Source organism: Cupriavidus sp. FW305-27 (assembly GCF_058787995.1).
Genome location: NZ_JBYTAG010000004.1, coordinates 42756 through 56610 on the forward strand (window position 1 = coordinate 42756; position 13855 = coordinate 56610).

At 68.7% G+C, this 13855-nt stretch carries 14 protein-coding genes; 7 read left to right on the forward strand and 7 right to left on the reverse strand.

Annotated features, from left to right (window positions below; all coding sequences use genetic code 11):
* Positions 1-46 precede the first annotated feature (46 nt).
* From AC3WRI_RS02940 to AC3WRI_RS02960, 5 genes are read left to right on the forward strand one after another with little or no spacing between them, the layout of a single operon-like run.
* Entirely contained in the window at positions 47-1219 is a 1173-nt protein-coding gene (locus tag AC3WRI_RS02940; protein WP_492292552.1) for a DegT/DnrJ/EryC1/StrS family aminotransferase, read from the forward strand.
* Positions 1198-2187, forward strand: a complete 990-nt coding sequence (locus AC3WRI_RS02945; protein WP_041688130.1) for a glycosyltransferase — start codon at positions 1198-1200, stop codon at positions 2185-2187. Before AC3WRI_RS02940 ends, AC3WRI_RS02945 begins: the two co-directional genes overlap by 22 nt.
* A complete protein-coding gene (locus AC3WRI_RS02950) occupies positions 2187-3128 on the forward strand; it encodes a formyltransferase (protein ID WP_492292582.1) in 942 nt (313 codons plus the stop codon). Before AC3WRI_RS02945 ends, AC3WRI_RS02950 begins: the two co-directional genes overlap by 1 nt.
* Entirely contained in the window at positions 3125-4177 is a 1053-nt protein-coding gene (locus AC3WRI_RS02955; protein WP_011617368.1) for a bifunctional UDP-4-keto-pentose/UDP-xylose synthase, read from the forward strand. Before AC3WRI_RS02950 ends, AC3WRI_RS02955 begins: the two co-directional genes overlap by 4 nt.
* A gap of 13 nt (positions 4178-4190) precedes the next feature.
* Positions 4191-5087: a polysaccharide deacetylase family protein gene (locus AC3WRI_RS02960; RefSeq protein WP_011617369.1), complete on the forward strand. Its 897-nt coding sequence runs from the start codon at positions 4191-4193 to the stop codon at positions 5085-5087.
* A 29-nt stretch (positions 5088-5116) separates the two neighbouring features.
* Here AC3WRI_RS02960 and AC3WRI_RS02965 read toward each other — a convergent pair whose 3' ends face one another.
* The 4 genes from AC3WRI_RS02965 to AC3WRI_RS02980 form a co-directional block, all read right to left on the reverse strand.
* A complete protein-coding gene (locus tag AC3WRI_RS02965; RefSeq protein ID WP_492292553.1) occupies positions 5117-7492 on the reverse strand; it encodes a heavy metal translocating P-type ATPase in 2376 nt (791 codons plus the stop codon).
* A gap of 104 nt (positions 7493-7596) precedes the next feature.
* Complete coding sequence (locus tag AC3WRI_RS02970; RefSeq protein WP_010810148.1) at positions 7597-8007, reverse strand: VOC family protein; 411 nt, start codon at positions 8005-8007, stop codon at positions 7597-7599.
* A 102-nt stretch (positions 8008-8109) separates the two neighbouring features.
* A complete protein-coding gene (locus AC3WRI_RS02975; RefSeq protein WP_492292554.1) occupies positions 8110-9567 on the reverse strand; it encodes a heavy metal sensor histidine kinase in 1458 nt (485 codons plus the stop codon).
* Complete coding sequence (locus AC3WRI_RS02980; protein ID WP_010810150.1) at positions 9564-10253, reverse strand: heavy metal response regulator transcription factor; 690 nt, start codon at positions 10251-10253, stop codon at positions 9564-9566. The genes AC3WRI_RS02975 and AC3WRI_RS02980 overlap by 4 nt, the downstream gene beginning before the upstream one ends.
* A gap of 199 nt (positions 10254-10452) precedes the next feature.
* On the opposite strand from AC3WRI_RS02980, the gene AC3WRI_RS02985 reads away from it, so the two are divergent.
* Positions 10453-10896 carry a hypothetical protein gene (locus AC3WRI_RS02985; protein WP_492292555.1) on the forward strand — a complete coding sequence of 148 codons (444 nt, stop codon included), beginning with the start codon at positions 10453-10455 and terminating at the stop codon, positions 10894-10896.
* A gap of 113 nt (positions 10897-11009) precedes the next feature.
* Here the strand turns inward: AC3WRI_RS02985 and AC3WRI_RS02990 are convergent, their stop codons facing one another.
* Positions 11010-11330, reverse strand: a complete 321-nt coding sequence (locus tag AC3WRI_RS02990) for an H-NS family nucleoid-associated regulatory protein (RefSeq protein WP_010810152.1) — start codon at positions 11328-11330, stop codon at positions 11010-11012.
* A 273-nt stretch (positions 11331-11603) separates the two neighbouring features.
* On the opposite strand from AC3WRI_RS02990, the gene AC3WRI_RS02995 reads away from it, so the two are divergent.
* Positions 11604-11837 carry a hypothetical protein gene (locus tag AC3WRI_RS02995; protein WP_010810153.1) on the forward strand — a complete coding sequence of 78 codons (234 nt, stop codon included), beginning with the start codon at positions 11604-11606 and terminating at the stop codon, positions 11835-11837.
* Positions 11838-11859: 22 nt separating this feature from the next.
* On the opposite strand, the gene AC3WRI_RS03000 is transcribed toward AC3WRI_RS02995, so the two are convergent.
* Positions 11860-12741, reverse strand: a complete 882-nt coding sequence (locus AC3WRI_RS03000; RefSeq protein ID WP_439669169.1) for a beta-keto acid cleavage family enzyme — start codon at positions 12739-12741, stop codon at positions 11860-11862.
* Positions 12738-13706, reverse strand: a complete 969-nt coding sequence (locus tag AC3WRI_RS03005) for a 3-hydroxyacyl-CoA dehydrogenase family protein (protein ID WP_010810155.1) — start codon at positions 13704-13706, stop codon at positions 12738-12740. The genes AC3WRI_RS03000 and AC3WRI_RS03005 overlap by 4 nt, the downstream gene beginning before the upstream one ends.
* Between the last annotated feature and the right edge of the window lie 149 nt (positions 13707-13855).

Sequence of the window (13855 nt, forward strand, 5' to 3'; positions counted from 1 at the left end):
GCGCACGCCGCCAGTTCCGACACCGACCGTACTTCCTCGCCCTGCCATGACCGCATCCGCCCCTGAGTTCCTGCCTTTTGTCCGGCCTGACATCGACGCCGCCGCCATTGCCGAAGTCGGCAAGGTGCTGGCCTCGGGCTGGATCACCTCCGGCCCGAAGATGCAGGCCTTCGAGGCCGCGCTGTCAGGCCTGTTCGGCGGACGCCCGGTGCGCACCTTCGCCAATGGCTCGGCCACGATGGAGATCGCGCTGCGCATTGCCGATATCGGGCCGGGCGATGAGGTCATCACCACGCCGGTCACCTGGGTCGCCACCGCCAACGTGGTGCTGGCAGTAGGCGCGCGGCCGGTGTTCGTCGATATCGACCCGCGCACGCGCAATCTCGACCTGGATGCCGTCGAGGCCGCGATCACGCCGCGCACGCGCGCCATCATGCCGGTGTACCTGTCGGGGCTGCCGGTGGACATGGACCGCCTGTACGCCATTGCCAGCAGGCACGGGCTGCGCGTGATCGAGGATGCCGCGCAGGCAATCGACTCGCGCTGGCGCGGCCAGCGCATCGGCGCCCTTGGCGACCTGGTCAGCTTCAGCTTCCAGGCCAACAAGAACATCACCACCATCGAAGGCGGCTGCCTGGTGATGAACACACCCGAAGAAGCCGTGCGCGCCGAGCGCCTGCGGCTGCAGGGTGTGATCCGCACCGGCATGGACGGCATGGATGTCGAAGAGCCCGGCGGCAAGTTCAACCTGACCGACGTCAACGCCGCGGTCGGGCTGGCGCAGCTGGGCAAGCTCGACGCCATCACCGCGCGCCGCGCCGAGCTGGCCGAGACGTATTTCCGCTGTGCCGCCGACAGTGGCCTGGAGGCGCTGGGCATCGAACTGCCGCAAGCGCTGGATGCACACGATGCCACCACCAACTGGCACATGTTCCAGGTGGTGCTGCCGACCGAGCGCCTGCAAGGCGGCCCGGCCCGGGCGCGCCAGCAGGTCATGGAGGCCATGCGCGAGCGCGGCATCGGCACCGGCGTGCACTACCCGCCCATTCATCTTTTTACCTACTACCGCTCGCTCGGCTGGCGCGAAGGCATGCTGCCGCATGCCGAACGCATCGGGCGCGGCATCGTCACGCTGCCGCTGTTCCCCGCGATGCAAGCCACCGATGTGGAGCGGGTCTGTGCAATCCTCAGCGAAACATGCAAACGTCTCTCCAAATGAGCCCGGTCGAAGTCTCGGTCGTCATTCCGGTCTACAACGAAGAAGACGGGCTGCAAGCCCTGTTCGACCGCCTCTATCCGGCGCTGGATGGCCTTGGCGAGTCGTACGAGATCATCTTCATCAACGACGGCAGCGTCGACCGCTCGGCGCAGCTGCTGGCGGCGCAGTTCCACAAGCGCCCGGATGTGACCCGGGTGGTGCTGTTCGCCGGCAATTTCGGCCAGCATATGGCGATCCTGGCGGGCTTCGAGCAGACCCGCGGCAAGATCGTGATCACGCTGGACGCCGACCTGCAGAACCCGCCGGAAGAAATCCCGCGCCTGGTCGAAGCCATGCGCGCCGGCCACGACTACGTCGGCACCATCCGCCGCCAGCGCAACGACACCGCGTTCCGCCGCTATGCCTCGCGCGCGATGAACCGGCTGCGCGAGCGCATCACCAAGATCCGCATGACGGACCAGGGCTGCATGCTGCGCGCCTATGACCGCAATGTGGTCGACACGATCAATGCCTGCCGCGAGGTCAATACCTTCATCCCCGCGCTGGCCTACACCTTTGCTTCCAATCCGGTCGAAATCGAAGTCGGTCACGAACAGCGCCACGCAGGCGAATCCAAGTATTCGCTGTACCAGCTGATCCGCCTGAACTTCGACTTGGTGACCGGCTTTTCGATCGTGCCGCTGCAGTGGTTCTCGGCGATCGGCACGATCCTGTCGCTGCTCTCGGGCGTGCTGTTCGTGGTGCTGCTGGTGCGGCGCTTCGTGCTCGGCTCGGAAGTCCAGGGTGTGTTCACGCTGTTCGCAATGAACTTCTTCCTGATCGGCATCCTGCTGTTCGGCGTGGGCCTGCTGGGCGAGTACGTCGGCCGCATCCACCAGGAAGTGCGGGACCGCCCGCGCTACCGCATCAAGGCCGTGCTGGAAGCGGACCGGCGTGTCACGCCGGCTGCCGCTGGCGCGGAGCAATGATGCGCGCCGTCGTCTTCGGCTACCACAATGTCGGCGACCGCTGCCTGCGCGTGCTGCATGCGCGCGGCGTGGAGGTCGCGCTGGTGATCACGCACCGCGACCGCCCCGACGAGAACATCTGGTTCCGCCGCGTGGCCGACACCGCCGCCGAGCTGGGCATCCCCTTCGTCTATGGCGAGGACCCTGCCGATCCCGCGATCGCCCAGGCCGTGCGCGACGCTCACCCGGACGTCATCTTCTCGTTCTACTACCGCGCCATGATCCCGGCGGGCGTGCTGGCGCTGGCCCCCGGCGGCGCCTTCAACATGCACGGCTCGCTGCTGCCCAAGTACCGCGGCCGAGTGCCGGTGAACTGGGCGGTACTGCACGGCGAGACCGAGACCGGCGCCACGCTGCACGCCATGGAAGCCAGGCCTGACGCGGGCTATATCGTCGACCAGACCGCGGTGCCGATCCTGCCGGACGACACTGCGGGCGAAGTCTTCGAGAAAGTCACCGTCGCCGCCGAACAGACGTTGTGGCGCGTCCTGCCCGCGATGATCGCCGGGCACGCGCCGCAACACCCCAACCGGCTGGCCGAGGGCAGCTACTTCTCCGGGCGCAAGCCGGAAGACGGCCGCATCGACTGGAGCCGCCCGGCCGCCGAGGTCTACAACCTCGTGCGCGCCGTCGCGCCGCCCTATCCCGGCGCCTTTACCGACCTTGCCGGGCACCGCTTCATTGTGGCGCAGGCGCGCCGGCCGCTGCCGGAGCTTGCGCTGGCGCTGCCCGCCGGCACGGCGCCCGGCCTGCATGTGCATGACGGCCAGATCATCGGCCTGTGCGGCGACGGCGGCCTGGTCATGGTCACCCGATTGCTGGCACAGGATGGCTCGGCACTCACGCCGCAAGCCTTCGCCAAACTTATCCATACCGAATCATCCAACGAGGAAAGCCGATGAAAAAGGTCCTGATTCTTGGCGTCAACGGCTTCATCGGCCATCACCTGACGCGCCGCATCCTGGAAACCACGCCGTGGGAGGTCTACGGCATGGACATGTCGTCGGACCGCCTCGGCGACCTCGTCGACCACCCGCGCATGCACTTCTTCGAGGGTGACATCACCATCAACAAGGAGTGGATCGAGTACAACATCCGCAAGTGCGATGTGGTGCTGCCGCTGGTGGCCATCGCCACCCCGGCCACCTACGTGCGCCAGCCGCTGCGCGTGTTCGAGCTGGACTTCGAGGCCAACCTGCCGATCGTGCGCGCCGCGGTCAAGTACGGCAAGCACCTGGTGTTCCCGTCGACCTCCGAGGTCTACGGTATGTGCAGCGATGAAGAGTTCGACCCCGAGGCCTCGCCGCTGGTCTACGGCCCGATCAACAAGCCGCGCTGGATCTATGCCTGCTCCAAGCAGCTGATGGACCGCGTGATCCACGCCTACGGCATGGAGCAAGGCCTGAACTACACCCTGTTCCGTCCATTCAACTGGATTGGCGCGGGGCTGGATTCGATCTTCGAATCGAAGGAAGGCTCGTCGCGCGTGGTGACGCAGTTCCTCGGCCATATCGTGCGCGGCGAGCCGATCAAGCTGGTCGACGGCGGCGCCCAGCAGCGCGCCTTTGCCGATATCGCCGACGGCATCGACGCGCTGATGCGCATCATCGAGAATCCAAACGGCGTGGCCAGCGGCAAGATCTACAACATCGGCAACCCGGGCAATATCCACTCGGTGCGCGAGCTGGCCGAGATGATGCTGAAGATGGCGGCGGACTATCCGGAATACGCGGAGGAAGCGCGCAAGACGCAGATCATCGAGACCTCCTCGGGCGACTTCTACGGCAAGGGCTACCAGGACGTGCAGCATCGCGTGCCCAGGATCGACAACACCATCGAAGAGCTGGGCTGGAAGCCCGGGATCAGCATGGAAGCGGCGCTGCGCCGCATCTTCGAGGCGTACCGCGGCAAGGTGGTCGAGGCCCGCACGCTGGTCGATTCGGCCAACTGAGCGCGCAACGCAAATGGCACGCATTGCCCTGAAGGTCGACGTCGACACGCTGCGCGGCACGCGCGAAGGCGTGCCGAAGCTGCTGTCGATGCTGGCGGCTGCGCAAGCGCAGGCAACCTTCCTGTTCAGCCTCGGCCCCGACCATACCGGCTGGGCGCTGCGGCGCGTATTCCGGCCCGGCTTCCTGAAGAAGGTGTCGCGCACCTCGGTGGTGTCCAACTATGGCCTGCGCACGCTGATGTATGGCGTGCTGCTGCCGGGGCCGGACATCGGCCGCAAGGGCGCCGCCGAGATGCGCGCGGCGCGCGCTGCCGGCCATGAGTGTGGCATCCACACCTGGGACCACGTCTACTGGCAGGACAACGTGCGCGAGCGCGATGCTGCCTGGACGCGCCGGCAGATGCAGCAGGCGTTCGCGCGCTACACCGAGATCTTCGGCGAAGCGCCGGCCACGCACGGCGCAGCCGGCTGGCAGATGAACGAGGATGCGTTCCGCCAGATCGATGACTGGGGCATGGCGTACGCGTCGGATGGACGCGGCACCGCGCCTTATGTTCCGACGATCGACGGCGTGCCCTGCCGGCACGTGCAGATGCCGACCACGCTGCCCACGCTGGATGAACTGATCGGCACCGACGACCTGACCGAAGACAACGTCCACACCGCGCTGCTGAAGCTGACCGAAGGCACGCGCGACCATGTCTTCACGCTGCATACCGAGCTGGAAGGCGGCAAGCTGGCGCCGGTGTTCGAGCGGCTGCTGGCCGGATGGCGTGCGCAGGGGCACGAGCTGGTGTCGATGGCGACGTGGTATCGCGGGCTGAATCGGCAGGGATTGCCGGAGTTGCCGGTAACGTGGGGAGAGATCCCGGGGCGCAGCGGGGAGTTGATCGTGCAGCCGCAGGGCTGACCGCGTGACTTCTCGTTTGCCGGCAAGCGCTAGCCGCGCCGCTCCGCCCCCACGCGCAGCCCGTTGAACACCACCAGCAGGCTCGCGCCCATATCGGCGAACACCGCCATCCACATCGTCCCCATCCCCAGCACCGTCAGCACCAGGAACACGGCCTTGATGCCGAGCGCCAGCGCGATGTTCTGCGTGAGGATGCCTGAGGTGCGGCGCGACAGGCGCACAAAGGCCGGGATCTTGCGCAGGTCATCGTCCATCAGCGCCACGTCGGCGGTCTCGATTGCGGTGTCGGTGCCGGCTGCGCCCATGGCGAAGCCGATATCGGCACGCGCCAGCGCCGGCGCGTCGTTAATGCCGTCGCCCACCATGCCGATGCGGCCGCCGCGCGCGTGGGCGGCGCCGGCAAGCGCCGCGATGCCGTCGGCCTTGTCCTGCGGCAACTGGTTGCCGCGCGCCTCATCGATGCCGACCTGCGCCGCAATGGCTTGCGCCGTGTGTGGATTGTCGCCCGACAGCATCAGCGTCCTGACGCCCAGTTCATGCAGTTCGGCAATCGCCTGCCGGCTGGTGTCGCGCACGGTATCCGCCACCGCGAACAGCGCCAGCGCCGTGGCGGCGCCGTGGCCGTCGACGCGCGCCAGCAGCACCACGGTCTTGCCCTCGCGCTCAAGCGCTTCGAGCCGCGCCTCCAGCGCCGGCGAGCAGGCGCCCATCTCATGCACCAGGCGATGGTTGCCCAGGCAGTACGCCACGCCCTGCACCTTGCCGCGCGTGCCGCGCCCCGCCAGCGCCTCGAAGTCGTCCACCGGCAGCGTGCCGATCCCGTCGGCCGCGGCCGCCGTGGCCACCGCCCGCGAAACCGGGTGGTCCGAGCGCGCCGCCAGGCTGGCGGCAATGGCGCGCGCCTGCGGCGCGTCCTCGGCCAGCAGCGCATGGTTGGTCTGCGCGGGCTTGCCGTGCGTGATCGTGCCGGTCTTGTCCAGCGCCACCCAGGCCAGGTGCCGGCCCTGCTCCAGGTACACCCCGCCCTTGACCAGGATGCCGCGGCGCGCGGCCGCGGCCAGCCCGCTGACGATGGTCACCGGCGTGGAGATTACCAGCGCGCAGGGGCAGGCGATCACCAGCAGCACCAGCGCCTTGTAGATCCAGTCGACCCAGGCGCCGCCCATGACCAGCGGCGGCACCACCGCAACCGCCAGCGCAATCGCGAACACCGTGGGCGTGTAGATGCGCGCGAACTGGTCGACAAAGCGCTGCGTGGGCGCACGGCTGCCCTGCGCAGCCTCGACCGCGTGGATGATGCGGGCCAGCGTGGAATCGCTGGCGGGCGCCGTCACGGTGTACTCCAGCTCGCCGGACTGGTTGATCGAGCCGGCGAACAGCGCATCGCCCTCGGCCTTGTCGACCGGCACGCTTTCGCCGGTGATGGGCGCCTGGTCCAGCGCCGACTGGCCGCGCACGACCTTGCCGTCGAGCGCGACGCGCTCGCCTGGCCGCAGCCGCACCAGCGCGCCCACGGCGACGCCGGCGGCAGGCACGGTCTCCCAGCTGCCATCGGCGCGCTGCACCGTGGCCTGTTCCGGCGCCATCGCCATCAAGCCGCGGATCGCATTGCGCGCCCGGTCCAGCGAGGCTGCCTCGATGCGCTCGGCCAGCGCGAACAGCACCATCACCATGGCCGCTTCCGGCCACTGGCGCAACAGCAGTGCGCCGGTGACGGCAATGCTCATCAGCGCATTGATGTTCAGGTTGCCATTGCGCAGCGCGATCCAGCCCTTGCGGTAGGTGGTCAGCCCGCCCAGCGCCACCGCCGCCAGCGCCAGCACGGCGGGCAGCCACGGCAAGCCCAGGCCCAGCCACTCCGCCGCTTCGGCACCCAAGGCGGCCACGCCGGCCAGCGCCAGCGGCCACCAGGGCTTGCTTGCCGTGGTTTGCGGCAAGACTTGCTGCGCGGCCTCGGTGCTCAGCGGCACCGGCTGCATGCCCAGGCTCTCGATCGCCCTGGCCACCGGCTCCGCCGACGGCAAGGTGTGATGCACCGTCAGCACCCGCTGGATCAGGTTGAACTCCAGCGCCGCCACGCCGGCCATGCCGCCCAGCTTGTTGCGGATCAGCGTTTCCTCGGTCGGGCAGTCCATCGCGTCGATGCGCCACGCAGCGGTCTGCGCGCCGGCGGGGATGTCGACCGGTGCGGCGGGCGTCAGCGCAACCGTGGACGAGCAGCCGCCGCCGCAGCAGGCGGAAGCCGCCGGTGCCTGCCGGGCCTCGGCATGGCCATGCCCATGATGGTCATGATCGTGGTCGTGGCGATGGTCGTGATCATGCCCGCCATGCCGGTGGGCGGCGCCATCATGCGCGTGGGCAGCGTGATCTTGAGGGAGTGCGTCCTCAGGTGACGTGCGAGCCATATCTTGTTGTTCCCGCTGGTTTAACCTGATGACATTGAAGACCCTGTAGCGACTACAGAGTCAAGCGGCATGGCAGCGACTGCGCACCATGCCGCAGCGGCACGTCAGTGCTCGCAGTTGACCATCCAGGACATGCCGAAGCGGTCCACCAGCATGCCGAAGCCTTCGGCCCAGAAGGTCTTCTGGTACGGCACCACCACCTGGCCGTCTTCGCTCAGGCCGTCGAAGATGCGCTGGCCCTCGTCCTTGCTGACCGCCCCCACCGACAGGCTGAAGCCGCTGAACGCCGGGCGCTCCCCGCGCCGGCCGTCGGACGCCATCACCTGGTTCTCGCCGAACTGGATATTGGCGTGCATCACCTTGTCCTTCCAGTCATCGGGAACCTCCATGCCGGGGCTAGGCGGGGCATCCTTGTAGCGCATCGCGAACGTGACCTGCGCGCCCAGCACCTTGCCGTAGAAGGCCACGGCCTCATCGAAACGGCCGCCAAAATCCAGATAGGGTTGCACCTGCATATCGCTCTCCTTGTGAATGGTCGATCGGGCTGCATGGCATTGGCTGTTCGCCCGCGCGCCATTATGCGCGCGTGCCGGTCCGGTGCAAGCGCCCAGCCGGATTCAGGAGACCGCGGCGGGGGCCGGCGCGGGCGGCGCGGCAGTGGCCAATGCCTCGGCGGGAAATTGCAGCGAGAACATCGTTTCGCCTTCAACGCTGCGCACCGTCACGCTGCCGCCATGCAGCCGCATGATGGTGTCGACGATGGCCAGCCCCAGCCCGGTCGACGCCGCCGAGTTGCGGCGCGACGGATCGGCCCGGTAGAAGCGCCCGAAGATATGCGGCAAGGTCTCGGGCGGGATCGCCGGCCCGGCATTGGTCACGCGGATGCAGGCCGTGCCGCTGACCGGGGCCGGGGCGCGCTCCACGTCGAGCCGCACCGTGCTGCCCGCCGGCGCATGGCGCAGCGCATTGTCGAGCAGGTTGGTGACCGCGCGGCGCAGCAGCGTCTGGTCGGCCTGCACCATTGCCGTACCGGTCACCGTCAGCGCGACCTCGCGGTCGGCGGCCACGGCCTCGAAGTACTCGGCCATCTTGTCCAGTTCTTCGCGCGCGTCCAGCGTGCGGATGCCCAGCGCCACCTGCGCATGGTCGGCGCGCGCCAGGAACAGCATGTTCTCGATCATGCGCGCCAGGCGCTCGTACTCTTCCAGGTTGGATTCGAGCAGCGCCTCATACTCGGCCACGCCGCGGCTCTGCGCCAGCGTGACCTGGGTCTGGCCGATCAGGTTGCTGATCGGCGTGCGGAAATCATGCGCCAGGTCCGCCGAGAACTCGGACAGCCGCGAGAAACTGTCCTGCAGCCGCGCCAGCATGTCGTTGAGGGCCGCCGCCAGCTCGCGCAGCTCGGCCGGCGCGCTGCCCACGTCAAGCCGCGTGGCAAGGCGACTGGTGGTGACCGCGGCGGCATCGGCGGCCATGCGCCGCAACGGCCGCAGCCCGCGCCGCGCCAGCACGAAGCCCAGGCCCGCCGCCACGGCAGCGCCGCACAGGGTGGCCCACAGGACCTGGTGGCGGTAGTCGCGGCTCAGCGCCACGCGGTAGCCGGCATCGCGCAGCACCACGATCTCCACGGCCTTGTCCGAATCCCCCAGCTGGCCCAACGCCGCAATGCCGCGCGAGGGCACGCCATTCTTGGGGTACCAGGTCTGCAACATGCTCTTCTCTGGCTGCGTGGTGGCGGGCAGCACGCGCAGCGGCGGCACCGATTCATTGCGCGGATTGAGCGTGACCAGCGGCTCGCCCTGGCGTGAGCGCACCACCAGGATCAGCCCCTCGTGGCCCATCGCAATATCGGCAAAACGGTGGGTATCGGCGCGTATCTCGGCCTCGCTGCGCACCTCGCGCAGCAGGTGGCGCACCAGCAGCACCTCGCCGACCAGCTCGCTTTCATCGCGCCCCTCCAGCTGCGCCGACAGCGCCCCGGACAGGTAGGCCGCCACGCTGGCGAGAATCACCGCCGTGGCCAGCCCGTACGCCAGCGCCAGCCGCGTGGTAAGCGAAGACGGCAGCCGCATCATGCGTCCTGGTCCCGGTCCTCGCTGTCGTCCAGCACGTAGCCCATGCCGCGCCGCGTGTGGATCAGCTTATGCGGGAAGGGATCGTCGACCTTGGCGCGCAGGCGCCGGATCGAGACATCGACCACATTGGTATTGCTGTCGAAGTTGACGTCCCACACCTGCGAGGCGATCAGCGAGCGCGACAGCACCTCGCCGCGCCGGCGCGCGAGCAGGTACAGCAGTGCGAACTCCTTGGAGGTCAGGTCGATCTTCTGGCCGGCGCGCACCACGCGGCGGCGGATGGCGTCGATCTGCAGGTCGGCCACTTCGATGAACTCGCTCTCGCGCAGCGGGCCGCGCCGCAGGATGGTGCGGATGCGCAGCACCAGCTCGGCAAAGGCAAAGGGCTTGACCATATAGTCGTCGGCGCCGAGCTCCAGCCCCTTGAGGCGGTCGGACAGCTCGTCGCGCGCGGTCAGGAACAGCACCGGGGTATCGCGCTCGCGGCGCAGCTCGCGCAGCACCTGCCAGCCATCCAGGCCGGGCAGCATCACGTCCAGCACGATCAGGTCATAGGGATGCTCGCGCGCATGGGCCAGGCCATCCGCGCCGTCGCGCGCCAGGTCCACCACGAAGCCGGATTCGGTCAGGCCCTTGTGCAGGTAGTCGCCCGCCTTGGGTTCGTCCTCGACAATCAGGATACGCATGATTCGATCACTTTCCGGGCGGCACCAGCGCCGCCATGGCGTAACGCTAGCCGAGGATGAGCGCCAATGGGCAAAGATTTCACAAATGTCATCGCCATGCCAGGGCAATGCAGGCGAAAACCCCGGTAAAATGCGCGATCATCACCGGCGTCGTGCCGGTTTGCGCCACCCTTTCCCCCATTCTGCCCGCCCCCCGCCGATGAAACGCCTGCCGAATTGCCTGCTGCTGTCCCTCGCCATGCTTGCGCTGCCCGTCTCCGGCGCTGCAGCGGCAACGGCCACGGTATGCAGCGCGGTACAGGCAGCCGGGCTGTCGCTGCCGGAACGGCATGCGGCCGCAAAAATGGAGGCGGAAGCGGCACTGGACGGCACCGGCCCGGGCACCTGCCGCGGCAGCGCGGTCCAGGTGATGGCCGAGCCTTCCGGCAGCGGCCATCCGCTGCAGCTGCACGATTCCGATGCGCCGCAGGCGACCGACCACGGCGCCACGCCGCTGGAGACGCAGCCATCGGCCGCGTCCGGCGTGCTGCGCGAACTGCCTGCGGAGGTGCTGGTGCATTGGGCGCACGCGGCACCAATGGCCACGCCGGCGGTGTTCACCGGCACCCAGCCGCTGGAACGCCTGCTGCCCGCACGCTGCTGAGCGCGTCGTAGCGGGCACAGCGCCCGCATCGCTTCCCTTCCGTTTTGCGGAATACCCCTGGCGCCGGCAAGGCGCGGCGGATTGTCCCGCCTGCGCGTCTTAGCCTGCGCGTTTTATTCGACGCGGAAGAATTCGATCGACTGCCCGGCGTTCACGGCCCGCTGCAGCCAGTCCGGATACTCGCCCTGCCCGTCCCAGCTCTGGCCGAGCGCATTGCGGTATAGCGGGCGCGCAGCGGCAGCCTTGGGGGCGGCCTGCGGGATAAGCTGGGCCACGGCTGGCGCGGCGTCAGGCGCCGGCTCAGGCCCGGCGTCGATGGCAACATGATCAAAGCACCCGGCGGCGACAAGATCGTCGAACGTCAGGGCATGACGGTCCATTTGCTCGCGGATCCACGCCACCGCAGCGAGTTTGGCTGAATCAGACTCGGACATGACTCTCGTGAGAGGCCCGCTGCATTTCCGCGGGCAATGAAAAACCGGCGATGGAACCGCAGGCCAGTCGGATAGCCGTGATTCTACAGCCTTTGCCCGGCGCTGCTGCGTTTCCGTCGTGGGCGCGCGGCCAATTGCCGTGCGCTTGCCGCGCTCGTCCGCTGCCGAGTGACAGCAATGTCATGTGCCGGTCATGCTCGTGTGGGCACGCGCTGTCTAGACTTGCTTCACCGCCGCCCATTTCGGGCCGGCACCCTTACGGAGAAGCGACTCATGCAAGCACTCAGGCAAGTCTTTGTGGCCACCGCCCTTATTGCTGCCGTGGTCGGCACTGCGCAGGCTGCACCGCGCAGTGCCGATCCGTTCAGCGACGGGGCGCACAGCGCCACCGGCACCCGCAGCGCGTTCACGGACGGTGCGAACGCCGCAACGGGCCCGCGCAGCACCTTTACCGACGGCGCGCATAACCCCAACGGCCCGCGCGACAGCTTCAGCGACGGCGCGTGACGGTAGCCGGCCGGGCAGCGCCTCAGCGCACCTCGCCGTAGATGCGGCGCGCATCGGCGGCGTCGGCAATCGGCCGGCCCAGCGTCAGGCCGCCTTGCACCGCCTGCGCCACCAGCGCATGGTTGCCGGGTGCGCGGCTGCCGTCGCGCAGCAGCAGGTTGTTCTCGAATCCCACCCGCACATGGCCGCCAAATGCGGCGGCCGCGGTCACGCAGGCATTCTCTTCGCGGCCGAAGGCGCAGATCGCCCACGGCAACGCGTCGCCGGACTCGCCCGCGGCCTGCAGGAACGGCAGCAGGTCGTGCGGCGACGACACCTGCCCGGCGGCATAGCGCCCCAGCACGTACAGCACCGACCATGCGCCCGGCGGCACCATGCCGCGCTCGCGCATCGACTGCCAGCGCCGCACATCGGCCACGTCATACAGGATCACCTGCGTCATCACGCGCTCACGCGCCAGCCAGGCGAAGAACGCCGCCAGTTCGCTGTCCGGGATGTCCGGCACGGCGACTTCGCGCAGGCCCACCGAAACGGCTTCGGGCCGCAGCTCACGCACCATCGCCATCTGCTCCGCGGCCTGGTAGACGCCCGCGGCCTCGCTCGTCACCTGCACCAGCAACGCTTCGCCCACGGCCTGCTTCACCGCGGCCAGCGCGTCGCGGTAGGCCTGCACGTCGAGCGAGTGGCGGCCTTCGGCATCGCGCACATGCATGTGCATCATGGCCGCGCCGGCATCCAGGCAGGCGCGCGCTTCAGCGGCCAGTGCGGCGGCGGTCAGCGGCACCGCCGGATGGTCGCTGGCGCGCTTGTAGGCGCCGTTGGGCGCCACGGTGACGATCAGCGGCGCATCGGCCAGCGGCACGCGGGCCGCGGCTACGGGGGCTTGGGAAGGGGTCCGGGTCATGGCTCGATCTCGGGCAGTTCAGGCGCGATCAGCGCCAGGCCGGCGCGCAGCAGGCTGTCATAGCGTGCGCGCTCGGCGGCAATGGTTTCGGGGGTCCACTGGTAGAAGCCTTCGCCGCGCTTCATGCCGTGGCGGCCGTCGGCGGCGCGCTCGGACAGGCAGCGCGCCGGATGGTCGTCGTTGCAGAAGGTCGGGTACATGGTGGCGCCGGCGGCCGCGTGCACGTCGATGCCCGCGTGGTCACGCTGCAGCACCGGCCCGGCCGCCAGGAAGCGAAAGCCAAAGCCGAAGCGCACCGCCGCATCGACATCCTCGGGCGAGGCAATGCCGCGGTCGATCAGGCTGAATGCCTCGCGCGACAGCGCATGCTGCAGCCGGTTGGCAAGAAAGCCCGGCAGGTCCTTGCGCACCTTGACCGGCACCATCGCGCAGCGGCGCATGAAGGCGATCAGCGCGTCGGCACAGGCCTCGTCGCTGTCATCGCCCATCACCACTTCCACCAGCGGCACCAGGTGCGCCGGCATGAAGAAGTGCAGGCCGAGCATGCGCGCACGCGAGTCGAGTCCCGCGCCGATGGCGCTGATCGGGAAGCTGGAGCTGTTGCTGGCCAGCACCGTATCGGGCCGCGCGCGCCGCACCAGCTCGGCAAAGAGTGCCTGCTTCAGGTCCAGCTGTTCCGGGATGCACTCGATCACCAGGTCCACGGTGGACCAGTCCACCGCATCCAGCGTCGCGGCCACCGCCAGGCGCTCCGCGCCTTGTTCACGGCCGATCGCGGCCAGGTTGCCGCGCACGCGCCCGGGCATGGCGCCGGCGCGGCCGGCATCGGGCTCGACCACGGTGGTACGGCACAGCGCGCGGGTCAGCACCACGGCAACATCGGCGCCCATGGTGCCGCCGCCCACCACCACCGCATGCGCGGCGCCGGGGCGGCTCAGGATGACCGGTGCGGTCGGGTTCGGCATAGGTTCTCCCAGGGATGCGACGTGGCGCGCACTCGCCATCGCTACAAATCCTGATGGCGGGGCGACGAATCCCGGCAGTGTAGAGAACTTGCTTTGATTGAAGAAGTCGATTCTATGGATAGAATGATCCACAAATCAGATCAATCGTG